This is a genomic window from Sulfurihydrogenibium subterraneum DSM 15120, assembly GCF_000619805.1.
Taxonomy (GTDB): Bacteria; Aquificota; Aquificia; order Aquificales; family Hydrogenothermaceae; genus Sulfurihydrogenibium; species Sulfurihydrogenibium subterraneum.
Map to the genome: position 1 here is coordinate 58199 of NZ_JHUV01000008.1, position 16890 is coordinate 75088.

A 16890-nucleotide genomic window follows, 5' to 3' on the forward strand; every position below is an offset into this window, starting at 1 on the left:
AAATTCTAAACAGATTTTAAAGAGGTGTTTGGTCTTGAGTGAAAGAATGGAGAAAATCAGAAACTTTTCTATAATAGCCCATGTTGACCACGGAAAATCTACATTGGCAGATAGACTTATAGAGTTTACAGGTGGAGTTGATAAAAGAGAGATGAAAGACCAACTTTTAGACACACTTGATATAGAAAGAGAAAGAGGTATTACTATAAAACTTCAAGCTGTAAGGCTTAAGTATAAGGATTATACTCTTCATCTTATAGATACGCCAGGACACGTTGATTTTGGCTATGAAGTATCTCGTTCTTTAGCTGCCTGTGAAGGAGCTCTCCTTTTAATTGATGCAACTCAAGGAATAGAAGCTCAAACTATCGCAACCTTTTGGCAAGCTTTAAATCTAAACCTTGAGATTATTCCTGTTATAAATAAAATAGACCTTCCTTCTGCTGATGTAGAAAGAATAAAAAAACAGATAGAAGAGGTTTTAGGACTTGACCCAGAAGGTGCTATACTTGCATCTGGGAAAGCTGGTATAGGTGTAGAAGATATATTAGAAGCTATCGTAAAGAGGATTCCCCCACCAAAAGGAGATGAAAACAAACCTCTTAAAGCTTTAATATTTGACTCTTACTATGACCCTTACAGAGGAGCTGTTGCCTTTATCAGAGTTATTGACGGTCAGATAAAACCTGGAATGAGAATAAGGCTTATGTCAACAGGAAAAGAGTTTGAAGTTACGGAAGTAGGAGCTCAAACTCCTAAGATGACAAAGTTAGACTCTCTCCAAGCTGGAGATGTTGGATATGTAGCAGCTGCGATAAAAGATGTTAGAGATATTAGAGTTGGAGATACTATTACAGATGCAAAAAGACCAACAGATAAGCCTGTTGAAGGATTTAGACCTGCAAAACCGATGGTATATGCTGGACTTTACCCAACAGGGTCAACAACCTTTGAAGATATGAGAGATGCTTTAGAAAGATACTCTATAAATGATGCAGCGTTAACTTACGAAGTAGAGTCATCTCCTGCTCTTGGAATGGGCTTTAGATGTGGATTTTTAGGACTGCTTCACCTTGAGATAGTTCAAGAAAGGTTAGAAAGAGAATATAACATAGAGCTAATCACAACAGCTCCAAACGTTATATACAAAGTCATCACAACAAAAGGAGAAGAGATAGAAGTAAGAAACCCATCTCAGCTTCCTCCTCCTACCTATATTGACAAAATATTAGAGCCATACATAGAAGCAAGTATTATTACTCCTTCTGAGTATGTGGGAGCAATAATGCAACTTGTTCAAGAAAAAAGAGGTATTCAAAAAAGTTTTGAGTATATAGACCCAAAAACAGTTTTACTTAGGTACGAGATACCTCTTGGAGAAGTTCTTTTTGACTTTCACGATAAGTTAAAAACTGCAACGAAAGGATACGCATCTTTTGATTACGAGTTTATAGGATACAGAGAAGGAGACCTTGTCAAAATGGATATTCTTATCAACGATGAGCCTGTTGACGCTCTATCTTTCATTGTCCATAAAGACAAAGCTTACAGAGTAGGTAGAAACCTTGTTGATAAGATGAAAGAAGTTATTCCAAGACAACTTTTTGAAGTAAAAATACAGGCTGCGATAGGCTCAAAGGTAATAGCATCTGCAAGAGTTGCACCCCTAAGAAGAGACGTTTTGGCAAAGTGTTATGGTGGAGATATTACAAGAAAGAAAAAACTCCTTGAAAAGCAGAAAGAAGGTAAAAAGAGAATGAAACAGTTTGGTAAAGTGGAGCTTCCTCAAGAAGCATTTTTAAGCATACTTAAGGCAGACTGATGATAGATGAAATAGAGTTAGTTAAACTTTTAAAAAGTAGAAAAATATCGGGTGAAGAGATAGCTAAACACTTTGGCACTTCAAGGGTAGCAGTTTGGAAAAAGATAAACAAGCTAAAATCATTAGGTTATGAAATACTTACAGATAAAGATGGTTATAAAATAGAAAAATCTCCAGATAAACCACTATCTGCAGAAATTTTGCCAGATTTAAACACAAAATTTTTAGGAAAAAGTTATTATTACTTTGAAGAGATAAACTCAACTAACACTTATGCAAAATCAAAAGACCTTCCAGATGGGTCTGTTATATTTGCAGAGTATCAAACCCAAGGGAAAGGAAGAAAAGGAAGAAGCTGGATAAGTTCAAAATATAAAGGTCTTTACTTTTCAATTGTTTTAAAACCTGAGATTGAAGTTATTCATTTATCAAAGTTTTCACTACTTTTTCCTTACAGTATTTTTAAAACTTTAAAATCTTTTATAAATTCAGATTTAAAAATAAAGTGGCCTAATGACTTGTATCTAAACAGTAAAAAGTTAGCAGGCTTTTTGATAGAGAGCTCCATAGAAAACAACATTCTTACAAAACTTATAGTAGGAGTAGGTATTAATATTAATCAAGATTTACAAGACTTTCCTGAAGATATAAATCAGATAGCCACATCTTTGAAGATAGAAGAAGGTAAAGAATTTTCTAGAAAAGAAATTTTTCTTAAGATACTTTCAAACTTAGAAAAAGATTACTTAAAATTTATAAAAGACAAATACTTAGACGTTAAAGAAATAGAAAAAAATCTTCTGTGGCTTGGGGAAAATGTTTCTATTTACGAAGATGGTAAGGTAGTTGCGGCGGGGGTTCTAAAAGGTTTAAACAGTGATGGATCTTTAATTCTCTCTACTAAAGAAGGTGAAGAAGTTATTTATGTTGGGGATTTGAGTTTAAGGGGATAAAGAGAGCGAGAGACGGGACTCGAACCCGCGACCTATTCCTTGGCAAGGAATCGCTCTACCAACTGAGCTACTCTCGCATATTCGGAATATATATTATATACAATTTTCTGGGAAAAATCAAGTCTTTGTATAAGTTCTATACATCATGAACACCCACACCTAAAAAATTTTATCACATTTTATTAAGCATGTCTGCAGGAGTTTTATATCCTAAAGAGTAGTGCGGTCTTATAAAATTGTATTTTTCCACATAACTACTTAATCTTCTATTCATCTCATCTATCGTATATTCCATTTTCTCTATTAACCATAATTCCTCTTCTATTGTCTTTTTTCTTTGCTTGTAGGTATGCTGATATTTTCTCTTTACTCCATGTGGGATTTTCTTTCCTGATTTTTATTACTTTTGTTTGATAGTTTTTTTGGAAAGAGTTTTGTTATATACATTGGCGTTCCTATAATGCCTTTCATTTTACCTACCTCCTGTTTAGTAAATTTATTTTACAGAGGTAGGTGTTCACTGTCTATATGAACTTATACACTCTGTCTCTAAAGATGGTTTTAATTCTCTCCTTAAAATTGTATCCTCTCTTAATAACCCTGTTGTCCTTATCGAATCTTCTTCCCGTTATCACATCCCTCTCTCTTCTTTCCTCGTCTCTCATAATATCCCTGTCTACATCGCTAATCCTAAAACTGTCTTTAATTTCATTAAGTTTAAATCCCCTAATAATCCTTCTAAATCTGATACTAAAGATGCTTTCCTTATCGCTCTGTTTGCTAAGTATGAGTCTAAAAATATTAAACCTTATTCTATCTCTGATTATCTTAAGCTTATTGCTCGTAAGATTGAATCTATCTCTCAGGAAATTGCTAAAACTAAAACTCAAATTATTCATGCTCTTGATGTGTTGTTCCCTGAGCTTGATAACCATGTTAATGTTTTCTCTAAGGCTGTCTTGAATCTTCTGTTCTCTTTCCCTTCTGCTTATGTTATCGCTAAGGCTGATGTTATGGATGTTGAAAAGTTCTTCTATTCTTCTATAGGTAGAAAGGTATCTATATCTGCAGAGGATGTTATTAATTTGGCTAAAAACTCTGTTGGTGTTAATATTGTTGCTTTGAAGGTTTCTCTTAAGGTTGATATTGAAAGACTTTTGTTCCTTGAAAAGCAGGTTAAAGAGCTTGAGGATGTTTTTGTTGATTTGATGAAGGATTTTTTTTGTGAAGATGTAGAGATTGTTTCTTCTATAGCTGGTGTTTCTGAAAAGCTTGCGTGTAGTTTTATTTCTGAGATTGAAAGTATAAGTAGGTTTGAAAATGCTAAGAAGCTTATTAGTTATGCTGGGACTGACCCTGTTGTTAAGCAGTCTGGTAGGTGGAAAGTTAGAATGAGTATATCTAAACAGGGTAATCCTCATTTGAGGAATATTCTTTATCAGATGGCTACTGGTGTTGTTATGTGGAATGATGTGTTTAAGGAGTATTACAGGAGGAAGTATGAGCAGTTTAAAAGTAGGAAGAAAGCTATGATTGCTGTTGTTAATAAGCTTGTTCGTGTCGTATTTGCTATGCTGTCTAAACGGGTGTTTTCTGATATACAAGCTTTAGTATTATAAGCTCTAGTATTTCTTCAGGCTTTTTGTTTACTTTAATATAATATTCTCCATCTGTTTCATATTCTTCTTCAAAAAAATCTAAAATCTTTTTTAGACCGTATATACCCAAATCATACTGAAAGCTTCCTGTTAATACATATTTCATTCCAAAACCTCCACCATTCCAAAACCTTGACCTGTTCTGTTTCCTATACCTATCTTATACAAGAGCTCTAAATCTTTTGGATGACCTGAAAGTTTAAAAATTCCTGTGTTTCCTGTTAAATACATTACAGGCTTTCCTGTTTTTTCTCTAAAAGATTTAAGTGTGTGTTTAACAACCTGTTTACTCATTTTTATCGGTTCAAATTTTAAGGGTTTTTCAAGACCTTTTCCTTTTATGTGAGGAGATGAAAGTATTCTATCGGTTATCTGGTTTAATTCTTTTTCAAAATTTTTGTCTGAAAAGAGGACTGGGTTGTCGTTTTTGTCTTCTACAATAATAGGAGCGTTTGCTTTAAAAATTACAGTATCACTTCTTATGGGCTTTTCGTTTAAAACGTCAACTCTTTTTATCTTAAGAATGACTCTTTCTCCGTTTACCAGCATATTTTCATGAGAGCTAAAGTCAAAATTTTTTAGTTTTTTTAGTCCGTTAAATAGCGTTATAACAAATCTGTAATCAGCAGAAGATATAAACAAGCTAAAATATGAATCTTTAGAATAAAAAAAGTAGTCTTTAACTGTAAAGTTGTTATCTATCTGAATTTCAGCTTCTTTGATTTCTTTATTTGGTGGTGGGACTAAGTTAAACGTAAAAGGTTTTGTTATTTTGTTTTCATACAGAAAATCTTTATACTCTTTGTCTGAATTTTTAAGAGCTTCTTTGATTAGAGAAAGTATTCTATGTCTGTATAAAAATGGAATCATCGGAGCTTCTAACATTATTTTTATTCTCACAAATTTCCCCCAAAAAGAGCTTTAGTATATTATAACAATAATTTTTGGATTTTCTGACAAGTTGGACTTAATAATAGTTGAAAATCAAGGTAATAATACTGCTAATACATAACTCTTTAACTTTTCAAAGTTTTCTTGGGATTGCTGGGATTTATAAATCTTCAGCAGTCTTATTAACTCTTCTTTATTTTTTAATCCTCTACTAATAAACTGGACTATATTCAACACATTTTTTGGTTTTAAGGATTTTGTAGCTCTTTCAAAGTCTATAAGATAAAGTTTTTGATTTTTATCAACAAGGACGTTTGTATATGGTCGGTGCATCTCTCCTTTGTCTATCTTTAAGGTGTCTAAAATAAACCCTTGGTCTAAGAGTTGAGTTATTAAGTGTTTGTAGTTATCTTTATTCAGAACTTCGTTAAGAGGCTTTCCATCTATGTACTGGTAGGCTATAAAGTCTTCTCCTGAAAACTTATATACAGATCCTATACCGTGCTTGTTTACTTGCTGTAGTATTATCCCTTCTTTTTGGATAGGATGTTTGTGTATGTCTTCAGATGCAACTTTAAATGCTAAGTCCTGACCTTCAAAATTACCTCTGTAAACTACAGCTCTCCAACCTTCACCGATTTTTGTTAGATTTTCTATTTTAGGTTTTATATCGGAGAATTTTAACAATTTTTTATTTACCTATATGACTCCAAATTTCGTTATCGATGTTATGTAAAACGTATTCAGGAGCTCTAAGCTTCACCACATACTTTCCATCTATCTGTAAAATGCTCCCATTTTCATCTTTTTCAAAGACTGCATCAATAACAAGCTGTTTTCCTTTATAAACTTTGTATCCGTCTGGAAGTTCTTCAAGCTTATCAAATCTAAGCATATTTGCTTGCTTTTGTAGTATATCTTTTATCATCTCTTTTTTAGGAAATGATACAACTCTCTCTGATATCTGCTCGTTGTAATATTTATCGTTAAACCAAACTAAAATTGAAAAGACTATCACTGTCAAATCTATAAAGCCAAATGTGATAGCATACTTTGTATCTCCTTTTACTAAGAAGACAAAAGTTAATGCTAACAAAAGAAAGATTATTGTTAAAGTAATTTTTTTCAACATAAACGTCCTCTTACTGTTTGATTACTTCTACATTTTTTGGCAGTTTAAAGTCTATAGTTATTGGAGTGCTGAGATATTTAAAATATTTAAACTCTAACTCTATCTTATTTCCATCTGAGTCTATAGCAGATATTTTTTGCAGTTTTAAAGTATTTTTTTCTATTGTAAGCTCAAGTGATTTAACGTCGTTGCTATTTTTAGGTATTAGGTCTAATATTACAGAATTTTTATTCTCTTGATGAGATTTTACGCTAAAAACTTTGTTTATTGGTTTGTTGTCAACGAATATGCTTATCACATCTGTTATAAGTAGGCTGTTTTGTGGTGATGTTATTACAGCTTGGTTTTCTTGTAGGTTGTAGAGAATTATTTTCTCTTTTGTCATAAAAATGATTTGCTTATATGGTTTTGTGTAATCTAATTTTATAGTCAGTGGTTTTGAAGCTTTTACTTCTCCTGTAAATACGTCTGGATTTTTAAAGCCTGCTTGATAGGTTTTTTGGGTGAATTCAGACTCAAAGCCTTTTATCTCGTTTAGTTTTTTTTGAAATTCAGATAAAAAATCCTGTCCAAAGGACAGGTTAAATAAAAGAAGGATTATAGATAGATACTTCATTAGTATAACCACATTGCAAGTTTTTTCCTATACTCTTTTGTAAGTGGATGGGACTCTCCAAGGAGTGTAAAGATAGAAACCATCGCTTTTCTTGCTCCGTCATCTTTAAACTTTCTGTCTTGTTTTACTATCTCTAAGAATAATTTTAGAGCTTCTTCGTAATTTTCTTCTACCGCGTAGCAAGAAGCTTGAGCATATAGTTTTTCTAACTCCGTGTTTACCTCTTTGTTTTCACACTCTTTTTTGAGCTGGATAAACTCTTTTAATGCTTGTGCTTGTGTAAAGTACTCTTTATCGTACTCTTTTATTGAGTTTAAAAGTTTTTCAGCTTCTTCAAGATGGTTAGTTTTTATCATAAACTTAGAAGCTTCTATTATAAGTTTTTTATTTTCTGGGTACTTTTCTACAGCTTCTTTGAAAAGCTGGTAAGCTCCTTCTCTGTTTCCTGATAGTATCATCATACTTGCTTCTTCTATTATTTTGTCTGCTTGGGATTTTATATATTTACTGATTATGTTTCTAACTTGGCTTTCGGGTAGAGCTCCTACAAATTTATCAACTACTTTCCCATCTTTTATTATTCTTACATCTGGAATACCGTGAACGCCAAACTCCTGGGCTATGTCAGGGTTCTCGTCTGTGTTTACTTTTGCAAGGATAAATCCAAACTCTTTTGAGAGTTTTTCAAGGATAGGTTTTAAAGCTCTACAAGGTCCACACCAAGGTGCCCAAAAGTCTACAACTACAAGATTTTCATATGATTTTTCTAATACTTCTGAAAAGTTATCAGAGTTAACATCTATAATCATTCTTACCTACCTCCAAACTTTACAAAGATTTACTTATATAATTTATTATAACCATTTTAAAGTTATGTTCAACTGTTTAAAAAGTCTCTAACTATCTTTCCGTGGTCAAAAACAAGTTTATCAAAAGGTATCTCTTCTAATCTGTATACTTCAGCTTTCTTTGCGTCATCTTTACCTATGGGTTGCCCGTAGGCTTTACATACAAAAACTATAGAAACAGTGTGGAATCTTGGGTCTCTGTCAGGTTTTGAATACACGTTAAACAGTTTTAATATTTCAACGTCTAAGTTTGTTTCTTCCTTCATCTCTCTGATTAGAGCATCTTCAACACTTTCTCCTATATCTACAAATCCTCCTGGTAAAGCTAAACCGTAAGGTGGATTTTTTCTCTCTATTAGAACTATTCCTTTAAAGTTTTCTTTTTCATCAAAAACTTTAATAATTCCGTCAACTGCTACGTAAGGTGTTTTTATTGCCATATTATAGCTCCTTCAGTATTTGTATAGCTACTTCTTTATCGTCAAATGGTATAACTTGGTCTTTAATTATCTGATAGTTTTCGTGTCCTTTTCCAGCTATTAGGACTATATCTCCTTTTTGAGCCATTTTTATAGCATACTTTATAGCTTTTTTTCTATCTGGCTCTACTTGGACTTTAGACTTTTGAGTTATTCCTTCTAATATGTCGTTTATTATCTGATTTGGGTCTTCAAATCTTGGGTTGTCTGACGTAATTATTACTACATCTGATAAATCTTCTGCAACTTTTCCCATAAGAGGTCTTTTAGTTCTGTCTCTGTTTCCTCCAGCTCCAAAAACAGTGATTATTTTGTTTTGTTTTATCTGGTTTAAAGATTTTAAAATGTTTTCAAGGGCATCTGGTGTGTGGGCATAATCTATCACAATTATAAAATCTTTCCCTTCTACAACCTCAAACCTGCCTTTTATTGGATTTAAATCTAAGGTTGTACTTTGCAAAAAGTCCATATCAAATCCATCTTTTATAAGAAAAGATATAGAAGCTGATAGGTTAAATACATTAAAAAGTCCTCTTAGTTTTGTTTTAAAGGTTATGTTTTTTCCTCTATACTCTACGTTAAACAAAGTTTCAAAGATAGACAGTTTATAGTCTTTTATCTTAAACTCTCCTTCAAACCCATAGGTTATAAAGTCTATCTTTTCTTTAAAATCGTTGTATATTCTTTTTCCATAAGGGTCATCTATATTTATACTGCCTATGGGTTTGTCGTTGAAAAGCTGTATCTGGTTGAAAAACTCTCTTTTTGCTAAAAAGTAGTTTTCCATAGTTCTGTGGTAGTCTAAATGGTCTTGAGTAAGGTTTGTAAAAATACCTCCGTAGAATATAGTTGAGTAGACTCTTAATTGGTCAGCTGCGTGAGATGATACCTCTGCAACTACCACATCACAACCTTTTTCTTTCATAAGATTAAGAGTTTTAAACCATTGGACTGGGTCTGGTGTTGTATGTCCAGAAGATATAATCTCATCTCCTATACGGTAGTTTATCGTTCCTATTACTCCTACTTTGTATCCTGCTTTTTCGTAATACTGGGCAAGAAGGTTAGAGACAGTGGTCTTTCCGTTTGTCCCTGTAATTCCTATAACTTTTAAATACTTTGAAGGTTCATCATAAAATTTATTTGAAGCTGTAGCAAGACTTTTTCTTGTATTTTCTGAAAATACTATATTAATGTGAGGATAGTCTCTTTTAAGTTTATCTGTTAATGAAGTATCTTGAATAAAAATAGTGTTAGCACCTTTGCTAATAGCAGATTCTATAAAGTTGTGTCCGTCTGTAGAGCTTCCTTTGATAGCAAAAAAGGCGTAATCTTTTTCTACTTTGTCGCTGTTATTAGCCAAACCTTTTATAACTTGACTTTCTCCAAAGTTTATAACTTTTTCATCTGTTAGTAAATCTTGCAGCTTCTTCATCTAAACCTCTAACATCTTTTCTATTGTAAGCTTTACACTTTCTCCTAAGGCGTCTAAGTTGTATCCACCTTCTAACATAAATATGTAGGGTACATCTTTTAGCTTTAATATACTTTCTACGATTTTTCCTATGCCTTCTGTGCTTACTTCTAAGTACGTAAGAGGGTCATCTTCGTGTAAGTCATATCCAGCTGATACAAGTATTATATCAGGGTTAAAAGATTCTACCAAAGGTGGTAGTACTTCTCTGTAAACCTGTATATATACATCATCTCCAGTTCCTGCTGGTAGTGGGACGTTATAAGTGTATCCATAGCCTTTTCCTATGCCTTTTTCATCTTTTGAGCCTGTTCCTGGATAGAATGGATATTCATGAGTTGAAAAGTAAAAAACTGTATCGTCATCGTAAAAAGCTTTTTGAGTTCCATTTCCGTGGTGGGCGTCAAAGTCTATTATAAAGACTTTTTTAAGACCTTTGCTTTGTGCATACCTTGCTGTGATTGCTATATTGTTAAAAATGCAAAATCCCATAGCTTTATCTTTTTCTGAGTGGTGTCCTGGGGGTCTGACTGCACAAAAAACCCTTTCTACCTCTTTTGTTAATATTTTATCTACAGCCTCCAGTCCTGCACCTACAGCCATTACAGCAGCATCGTAAGAATGTATTCCTACGTGAGTGTCAGGGTCTAAGTAGCCTCCTCCCGCAGAGCAAAAATCCATAATCTCCTGAGGATAGTAAGTATCATGTATAAGGGTTATCTCCTTTGCAGTTGATCTTCTTGGGCTTATGTGAATAAGTCTATCTTTAAGTGGCTCAATATACTTATTAATGTAAATCAATCTTTGAGGTGATTCTGGATGACCTATACCTGTATCGTGTTTTAAGTAAATATCATCGTAAATGTAGCCCACTTTTCTCATTCTACTTCCCCTTTTAAAGATTTTACACTCCTACTTCGTTTTTAAAGCCACCTTGCTAAAACTTTATTTTAAACTATTTTATATCAACATTCTGTTAAAATAGATAATTATAAATATAATCCAAAACATCTAAGGAGTAAAAAAATGTTCAGAGTTGCAATAGTAGGAAGACCTAATGTAGGAAAATCTTCCCTTTTTAACAGGTTAATAGGTAAAAGAAAGGCAATAGTTGAAGATATACCGGGCGTTACAAGAGATAGGATAATATCAACAACAGAGTGGAGAGGCACAAGGTTTGAAGTAGTAGATACAGGTGGTTATATAACTTCAGATGAAGACAAATTTGCACCTTACATAAGAAAGCAAGTTGAAAAAGAACTTCAAGAGGCAGACCTTCTGGTTTTTGTAGTTGATGGAAAAGCCGGTTTAACACCGTTAGATAAAGAGATTGCAACACTTCTTCACAGAACAGAAAAACCTGTTATAGTAGCTGTAAACAAGATAGATGACCCAGAAAAAGAAAAGCTTGCTTACGAGTTTTACGAACTTGGTTTTCAAGATGTAATTCCTATTTCAACTATACAAAAGTTAGGCATAGCAGACCTTTTAGATAAGATATACCAGTACATTCCAGACTATGAAAAAGAGATAGAGTACGAAGAAGAGGAAGAAGAAAAGGATTACATAAAAGTAGCAATTGTAGGAAAACCAAACGCTGGAAAATCTTCTCTTTTAAACGCAATACTTAACGAGGAAAGAGTTTTAGTATCTGACATTCCCGGAACAACGAGAGACACGGTTGACACTCTTTTTGAAAAAGATGGTCAAAAGTTTCTATTTTTAGATACAGCAGGAATAAGAAAAAGGTCTAAAGTAGAGTATGGAGTAGAGTTTTTCTCAGTTGGAAGGTCTATAGAGGCTATAGAAAAAGCAGATGTAGTAGTACTTGTAATAGATGCTACTGCAGGAGCTACAGAACAAGACCAAAAAATTGCCGGATTAATACAAAGAAAATATAAACCAGCTGTTATAGTGATAAACAAAATAGATATGGTAAAAGAAAAAGATTTAGAGAAGGTTATAAAACACGTTAAAGAAAAACTCTACTTTATTGACTATGCACCGATAGTTTTAACATCTGCATCTAAAAGAACTGGTATAGAAGAATTTTTAAAACAGATTGTCAACGTTTATAACCAAGTATGGAAAAGAATTGGTACAGGTCAGCTCAACAGAGCATTGAAACAGATTACTTCATTAAGACAACCACCTTCATACCAAGGAAAACCATTAAAGATATACTATGCAACACAGTTAGAAGGAAAACCACCTGCGTTTTTGCTATTTGTAAACAAAGCAGAAGGCTTTAAAGAAAATTACGTAAAATTTTTAGAAAACAACTTAAGAAAACTTTTAGGATTAGAAAACTCACCGATAAAACTGTTATTTAAAGGTAAAGAAGAAAAATCAGATTGATACTATGGTAAAATATACACTCTTAAAAATCCTAGGAGTTAAAAGTTGTTAGTATACGCTTTACAGCTAAACTTAGAATTGGGAAACGTAGATTCTAATATGAAAAAAGTATGCGATATACTTAGCTCCAGAAAAATAAAATCAGATTCGTTAGTACTACTTCCTGAGATGTTTAGCTGTGGTTTTGACAACGATAATCTCATAGAACACGCTAAAAAAACTCCAAAAATATACAGAGAGCTTCAAGAAATATCAAAAGAAAAAAAGTTAGTTATAGCTGGGACAGTTCCTGAAAGGAAAAAAAATGAAATATACAACATGGGATTTGTAATAGATAACGGAGAGATAACGGCAAAAAGACCTAAAGTAAAACTGTTTACACCTACAAACGAGCACAAATACTTTAAAGCGGGAAAAAATATACATATAGACATTACAGAAAGCTCTGCTGGAAACCTTGGATTTATGATATGTTTTGAGCTTAGATTTCCAAATATAGCTTACCATTTAAGAAAAAAAGATGTAGAGATAATTCTTGTACCAGCTCAGTGGGGAAAAGAAAGAGTAGAACATCTAAAAATCTTGTCCAGGGCAAGGGCGATTGAAACTCAATCTTTTGTTATTGTTAGCAATACAGTTGGAAAGATAGGAGAGATAGAGTATGCTGGACACTCGGGTATATACTCACCTTGGGGCGATATACTTGATATAGAGAGAAACGATGAAGGAGTTGTTTGGACAGACATTGACTTAGATGAAGTTTATAAAGTTAGAAATAAAATAAAAATGGAGCTGTAAGATGGATTACAAAAAAAGATTAGAAGAGTTAATCAAAGAAAGAGCTTTAAAAGTAGCAGATGAACCAATATTTAAGCTATCTTCTGGAAAAATGAGCAACTACTACCTTGATCTAAGGACTATAACCTTAGACCCAGAAGGTGGATACGTAATTGGAAACCTTGTTTACCAGATGGTTAAAGATAAAAAACCAGACGCAGTAGGAGGTCTAACCCTCGGAGCTGACCCGATAGCCTATGCCACTTCCCTTGTATCGTATCTTAATAATGACCCTATAAAGCCCTTTGTTGTAAGGAAAGAGCCTAAAGGACACGGAACAGGAAAACAGATAGAAGGAAACGTAAAACCGGGAGAAAATGTTTATATATTAGAAGATGTTGTAACTACAGCAGGGTCTTCTTTGAAAGCATGTAAAGTAGCAAAAGAGTTTGGTTTAAACGTACTGGGAGTAATAGCTATAGTTGATAGAGAAGAAGGTGGAGAAGAGAATCTAAAAAAAGAAGGATTTGAGCTTATACCTATTTTTAAAGTTTCACATTTTCTTAAAAAGTAGGGTGTCCTACAAGCCAAAAAACGATAAATGCAAATAAACTTCCTATAAGGGTCAGATAAGACCCTTTCCTTCCTTTTATATGTTTTATAAGTCTTGCATGAAGAATAAAACCGTAAAAAATCCACAGAATAAATAAAAGAACCTGCTTAATATCCCATATCCAATGTTTACCTACGTAAATAGCACTCCATAGAGAAGAGGCTATTAAACCTATACTCAAAAAGATAAACGCTAAAATTGTAGATTTATACTCCAAATTTTGAACCAAGGACAAAGAAGAAGAAAACTTAACAACAAAAAATGAGTTCACTTTCTTTCTTTTTAAATCTCTATCTGTAAAAATGTATATAATTGCAGCAATAGATGAAAATACAATTAAACCATATGCAAGAATTAAAGACCCAACATGAAGATAAAACCAAAAGTTATTGTAAATGTTTTGAGTGCCTTGTGATAAAGGTATAGAAAAAGCTAGTAAAAACATTACAAACGGAGCTATTAAAGAACCAAACTCTATAAGTTGTTTTCTATAAAAAAAAGAAAATCCATAAAAGATAGCAGCAAGAATCAGTCCAAGAAAAACTAAAATCTCTTCCAAAGAATGTAAAGGAAGAGCTTTATTATTTAGAGTATTTAAAACAAAAAGAAGAAGCTGAAAAGTAAAACCCAGTCCAAAAAAGGAATGTCCAAACTTTTGAACTTTACTGTTTTTTGTAAACAAGTATATCCAAAAACTAACCGATGATAAAAAGTAAAACAGTATAGGCATGAGTAAAAAAAGTTTGCTCATCTTACAGAATCTCCAAAAAGTATCTTTTAAGGATTATTTTACACGAAAATATGATATAAGTTAATGGCTAATGTCAGAATTTTATTATAGAGAACACTCCCTGTTCAACCAGGGAGCTATAGATTATTACTCTTCTCCGTATTTCCATTCGTTAGTCATTAAATATTCATGAATACTTTCTGCTGCATCTCTACCATGTCTTACAGCTACTACTACAGTATCTCCGCCGTTTACAACATCTCCACCTGCAAATATGCCTTCAACGTTTGTTCTAAACTTTTTATCTACTGTAGATAGATTATTCCATTTGTCTATATTTAATCCTTCTACATCTTTGTAGGCAAGAGGGTTATCTCCTTGACCTACAGCCATAACAACTGCATCACACTCAATTATATGTTCTGAACCGGGAACTTCCACGGGTTTTGGTCTTCCACCTTTTTCATCTGGAACAAGCTCCATTTTTATACACTTTAAACCTACCACTTCTCCTTTTTCATTTCCTATAACTTCTATAGGTTGTGTTAACCAACGTAAAATCGCTCCTTCTTCAGCTAAGTGATCCCATTCTTCCTGCCTTGCAGAAGATGTATCTCTCGTTCTTCTGTATACTAAGTGAGTTTCATTACCAAGTCTTATTGATGTGTACATACAGTCAGCAGCTGTAAATCCACCACCGATAACGGCAACTTTTTTATTTCTTGGAAGCTCTATATCTACTTCTGGAGCAAGCATATCATCTACATTGTCAACATTTGCCTTCATTAAGAAAGATATTGCTGTGTACACCCCTTTTAAATCTTCCCCTGGAATACCCATCTTTTTCCCTCTTCCACTACCAACACCTATAAACACCGCATCAAATTGTTTCCTTAAATCATTTAAAGATATATCTTTTCCAACTTTTATTCCTGTTTTTATTTCAACTCCTAATTTTTCTATCAATGAAATCTCCCAGTCTAAAACCTCTCTATCTAACCTTGCTGTAGGAATACCGTATCTCATTACACCGCCGGTAAATGGCAAAGCCTCAAACACTACTACTGAATGACCTTTCTTAGCTAAGAAGTAAGCAGCTGATAATCCAGCAGGTCCAGCCCCAACTACTGCAACTTTTTTACCAGTTGGTGGGTCTTGAGGGTCTTTCCACTGTATTCCGGACATTCTGATAGAATCTCCTACAAACCTTTCTAATCCACCTATATTTACAGCCTGACCATTGTCTTTAAATGTAAGAACGCATGTACTTTCACAAAGTCTATCTTGAGGACAAACCCTTCCACATACTGATGGGAATGGGTTCTTTGCCCTGAGGATTCTCATTGCTTCAATAAGGTTGTTATTCTGAATCTGCTCTATCCACAGATTTATATCACCATAAACAGGACAACCATACTTACCTTGATGCTCTTGGCAAGGAGGCTTTTTACAGAGTATACATCTATTTGCTTCATCTTTTGCAGCTGTATGCCCCAAACCTAAAGAGTACTCTTTAAATGTATTTTTTCTTATTTCTGGCGGTAATAATGGAATAGGATTTCTATCGTGTCTTCGGTAAACGATTTTTTTCTTTTCCATTCAAAACCTCCGTCTATTTTTTAAAGTCTATTTTTTAAATAAAAGACTCATTAAAGATTTTTGAACGTGTAATCTGTTTTCAGCTTGGTTAAATATAACATCTGCATAGCGTTCAAAAACATCTTCTGATATTTCTTCTCCTTTGTGAGCAGGAAGACAGTGCATTACAACTGCGTCTGGTTTTGCCAGTACAACTAAATCTTTATTTACAGTAAAACCTTCAAACGCTTTTTTCTTTTCTTTTTCTCCTTCTTGACCCATACTGACCCATACGTCAGTGTAGATTACATCTGCATCTAAAACTGCTTTTTTGGGGTCGTTGGTCAACTCTATTTTTGAACCTGTTTTTTGAGCAATAATTACAGCTTCTAAGACCGCTTTTGAGTTTGGTTCATAATTTGGTGGTGTTGCAACTGAAATATCCATTCCCATCACAGCACACGCAAGTAAAAGAGTATTTGCCATATTGTTTCCATCTCCTACGTAAGCAATCTTCTTACCTGCTAATGTTCCGAAGACCTCTGTTATCGTCATTAAATCTGCTAAAACTTGACAAGGATGTTGATAGTCTGTTAATGCATTTATAACTGGAATATTGCCGTACTTTGCCAAATCTTCAACTTCTTGATGAGAAAAAGTTCTTATTACTATACCATCTAAGTATCTTGCCATCACTCTTGCTGTATCTTTTATATCTTCACCCCTTGCCAGCTGTGTAGATGAACCAGATATATAAACAGGTTGACCACCCATCTGATAAACGCCAACTTCAAAAGAAAGTCTTGTCCTTGTTGACTGTTTCATAAAAATAAGACCTATAGATTTACCTTTTAAAGATTGGTCTAAAAATTTATCTTTTTTTAACTTTTTTGCATACTCTATAATGTTCAAAACCTCTTCTTTATTAAGGTCTGTAAAAGAAATAAAACTCCTTGCCATT

Annotated in this window: 19 protein-coding genes and 1 tRNA gene; 6 read left to right on the plus strand and 14 right to left on the minus strand. The window is 33.4% G+C overall.

Annotated features, from left to right (window positions below; translation table 11 throughout):
* Window positions 1-46 precede the first annotated feature (46 nt).
* On the plus strand, window positions 47-1822 hold the full coding sequence (gene lepA / locus Q385_RS0100985) for a translation elongation factor 4 (protein WP_028949874.1): 1776 nt from the start codon (window positions 47-49) through the stop codon (window positions 1820-1822).
* On the plus strand, window positions 1822-2775 hold the full coding sequence (locus Q385_RS0100990) for a biotin--[acetyl-CoA-carboxylase] ligase (protein ID WP_028949875.1): 954 nt from the start codon (window positions 1822-1824) through the stop codon (window positions 2773-2775). The genes lepA and Q385_RS0100990 overlap by 1 nt, the downstream gene beginning before the upstream one ends.
* Before the next feature lie 4 nt (window positions 2776-2779).
* On the opposite strand, the gene Q385_RS0100995 is transcribed toward Q385_RS0100990, so the two are convergent.
* Together Q385_RS0100995 and Q385_RS09195 are read right to left on the minus strand one after the other, a co-directional pair.
* Window positions 2780-2852, minus strand: a tRNA-Gly gene (locus tag Q385_RS0100995).
* Between the two features lie 95 nt (window positions 2853-2947).
* Window positions 2948-3157: an integrase core domain-containing protein gene (locus Q385_RS09195; RefSeq protein ID WP_425427186.1), complete on the minus strand. Its 210-nt coding sequence runs from the start codon at window positions 3155-3157 to the stop codon at window positions 2948-2950.
* Window positions 3158-3353: 196 nt separating this feature from the next.
* On the opposite strand from Q385_RS09195, the gene Q385_RS09280 reads away from it, so the two are divergent.
* Entirely contained in the window at window positions 3354-4394 is a 1041-nt protein-coding gene (locus tag Q385_RS09280) for an IS110 family RNA-guided transposase (RefSeq protein ID WP_245596352.1), read from the plus strand.
* Here the strand turns inward: Q385_RS09280 and Q385_RS0101015 are convergent.
* The 9 genes from Q385_RS0101015 to Q385_RS0101055 form a co-directional block, all read right to left on the minus strand.
* Window positions 4354-4539, minus strand: coding sequence for a hypothetical protein (locus tag Q385_RS0101015; protein ID WP_028949876.1), 186 nt, complete (start codon window positions 4537-4539; stop codon window positions 4354-4356). The genes Q385_RS09280 and Q385_RS0101015 overlap by 41 nt on opposite strands.
* A complete protein-coding gene (gene cas6 / locus Q385_RS0101020) occupies window positions 4536-5333 on the minus strand; it encodes a CRISPR-associated endoribonuclease Cas6 (RefSeq protein ID WP_028949877.1) in 798 nt (265 codons plus the stop codon). The genes Q385_RS0101015 and cas6 overlap by 4 nt, the downstream gene beginning before the upstream one ends.
* Before the next feature lie 84 nt (window positions 5334-5417).
* The gene (locus Q385_RS0101025; protein ID WP_028949878.1) at window positions 5418-6011 is read right to left on the minus strand and encodes a serine/threonine protein kinase; all 594 of its coding nucleotides are present in this window, start codon (window positions 6009-6011) and stop codon (window positions 5418-5420) included.
* Between the two features lie 4 nt (window positions 6012-6015).
* Entirely contained in the window at window positions 6016-6456 is a 441-nt protein-coding gene (locus Q385_RS0101030; RefSeq protein ID WP_028949879.1) for a hypothetical protein, read from the minus strand.
* 10 nt (window positions 6457-6466) lie between these two features.
* Window positions 6467-7072: a LolA family protein gene (locus Q385_RS0101035; RefSeq protein ID WP_028949880.1), complete on the minus strand. Its 606-nt coding sequence runs from the start codon at window positions 7070-7072 to the stop codon at window positions 6467-6469.
* The gene (gene trxA, locus Q385_RS0101040; RefSeq protein ID WP_028949881.1) at window positions 7072-7881 is read right to left on the minus strand and encodes a thioredoxin; all 810 of its coding nucleotides are present in this window, start codon (window positions 7879-7881) and stop codon (window positions 7072-7074) included. Before trxA ends, Q385_RS0101035 begins: the two co-directional genes overlap by 1 nt.
* A 68-nt stretch (window positions 7882-7949) precedes the next feature.
* Window positions 7950-8360 carry an NUDIX domain-containing protein gene (locus Q385_RS0101045; RefSeq protein ID WP_028949882.1) on the minus strand — a complete coding sequence of 137 codons (411 nt, stop codon included), beginning with the start codon at window positions 8358-8360 and terminating at the stop codon, window positions 7950-7952.
* 1 nt (window position 8361) lies between these two features.
* On the minus strand, window positions 8362-9834 hold the full coding sequence (locus tag Q385_RS0101050; RefSeq protein ID WP_028949883.1) for a UDP-N-acetylmuramoyl-L-alanyl-D-glutamate--2,6-diaminopimelate ligase: 1473 nt from the start codon (window positions 9832-9834) through the stop codon (window positions 8362-8364).
* Window positions 9835-10755, minus strand: a complete 921-nt coding sequence (locus Q385_RS0101055) for a histone deacetylase family protein (RefSeq protein ID WP_028949884.1) — start codon at window positions 10753-10755, stop codon at window positions 9835-9837.
* A gap of 99 nt (window positions 10756-10854) precedes the next feature.
* On the opposite strand from Q385_RS0101055, the gene der reads away from it, so the two are divergent.
* The 3 genes from der to pyrE are packed head-to-tail and all read left to right on the plus strand — an operon-like array spanning window position 10855 to window position 13582.
* Window positions 10855-12231 carry a ribosome biogenesis GTPase Der gene (gene der, locus Q385_RS0101060; protein ID WP_281169356.1) on the plus strand — a complete coding sequence of 459 codons (1377 nt, stop codon included), beginning with the start codon at window positions 10855-10857 and terminating at the stop codon, window positions 12229-12231.
* A gap of 45 nt (window positions 12232-12276) precedes the next feature.
* Entirely contained in the window at window positions 12277-13029 is a 753-nt protein-coding gene (locus tag Q385_RS0101065; RefSeq protein ID WP_028949886.1) for a nitrilase-related carbon-nitrogen hydrolase, read from the plus strand.
* Window position 13030: 1 nt separating this feature from the next.
* Window positions 13031-13582 (plus strand): orotate phosphoribosyltransferase, encoded by a 552-nt coding sequence (gene pyrE / locus Q385_RS0101070; protein WP_028949887.1) that lies wholly within the window; start codon window positions 13031-13033, stop codon window positions 13580-13582.
* On the opposite strand, the gene ccsA is transcribed toward pyrE, so the two are convergent.
* The 3 genes from ccsA to argF form a co-directional block, all read right to left on the minus strand.
* Window positions 13572-14372, minus strand: coding sequence for a cytochrome c biogenesis protein CcsA (gene ccsA, locus Q385_RS0101075; protein WP_028949888.1), 801 nt, complete (start codon window positions 14370-14372; stop codon window positions 13572-13574). The genes pyrE and ccsA overlap by 11 nt on opposite strands.
* Before the next feature lie 126 nt (window positions 14373-14498).
* Window positions 14499-15950 carry an NADPH-dependent glutamate synthase gene (gene gltA, locus Q385_RS0101080; protein ID WP_037919379.1) on the minus strand — a complete coding sequence of 484 codons (1452 nt, stop codon included), beginning with the start codon at window positions 15948-15950 and terminating at the stop codon, window positions 14499-14501.
* Between the two features lie 27 nt (window positions 15951-15977).
* A complete protein-coding gene (gene argF, locus Q385_RS0101085) occupies window positions 15978-16889 on the minus strand; it encodes an ornithine carbamoyltransferase (RefSeq protein WP_028949890.1) in 912 nt (303 codons plus the stop codon).
* Window position 16890 lies beyond the last annotated feature (1 nt).

What these genes read in the sequence shown, in the direction of transcription:
- lepA (WP_028949874.1), top strand. Translation starts at nt 47, where the DNA reads ATGGAGAAAATCAGAAACTTTTCTATAATAGCCCATGTTGACCACGGA.
- Q385_RS0100990 (WP_028949875.1), top strand. Translation starts at nt 1,822, where the DNA reads ATGATAGATGAAATAGAGTTAGTTAAACTTTTAAAAAGTAGAAAAATA.
- Q385_RS0101015 (WP_028949876.1), bottom strand. Translation starts at nt 4,539, where the DNA reads ATGAAATATGTATTAACAGGAAGCTTTCAGTATGATTTGGGTATATAC.
- Q385_RS0101030 (WP_028949879.1), bottom strand. Translation starts at nt 6,456, where the DNA reads ATGTTGAAAAAAATTACTTTAACAATAATCTTTCTTTTGTTAGCATTA.
- Q385_RS0101035 (WP_028949880.1), bottom strand. Translation starts at nt 7,072, where the DNA reads ATGAAGTATCTATCTATAATCCTTCTTTTATTTAACCTGTCCTTTGGA.
- trxA (WP_028949881.1), bottom strand. Translation starts at nt 7,881, where the DNA reads ATGATTATAGATGTTAACTCTGATAACTTTTCAGAAGTATTAGAAAAA.
- Q385_RS0101045 (WP_028949882.1), bottom strand. Translation starts at nt 8,360, where the DNA reads ATGGCAATAAAAACACCTTACGTAGCAGTTGACGGAATTATTAAAGTT.
- Q385_RS0101050 (WP_028949883.1), bottom strand. Translation starts at nt 9,834, where the DNA reads ATGAAGAAGCTGCAAGATTTACTAACAGATGAAAAAGTTATAAACTTT.
- Q385_RS0101055 (WP_028949884.1), bottom strand. Translation starts at nt 10,755, where the DNA reads ATGAGAAAAGTGGGCTACATTTACGATGATATTTACTTAAAACACGAT.
- pyrE (WP_028949887.1), top strand. Translation starts at nt 13,031, where the DNA reads ATGGATTACAAAAAAAGATTAGAAGAGTTAATCAAAGAAAGAGCTTTA.
- ccsA (WP_028949888.1), bottom strand. Translation starts at nt 14,372, where the DNA reads ATGAGCAAACTTTTTTTACTCATGCCTATACTGTTTTACTTTTTATCA.
- gltA (WP_037919379.1), bottom strand. Translation starts at nt 15,950, where the DNA reads ATGGAAAAGAAAAAAATCGTTTACCGAAGACACGATAGAAATCCTATT.
- argF (WP_028949890.1), bottom strand. Translation starts at nt 16,889, where the DNA reads ATGGCAAGGAGTTTTATTTCTTTTACAGACCTTAATAAAGAAGAGGTT.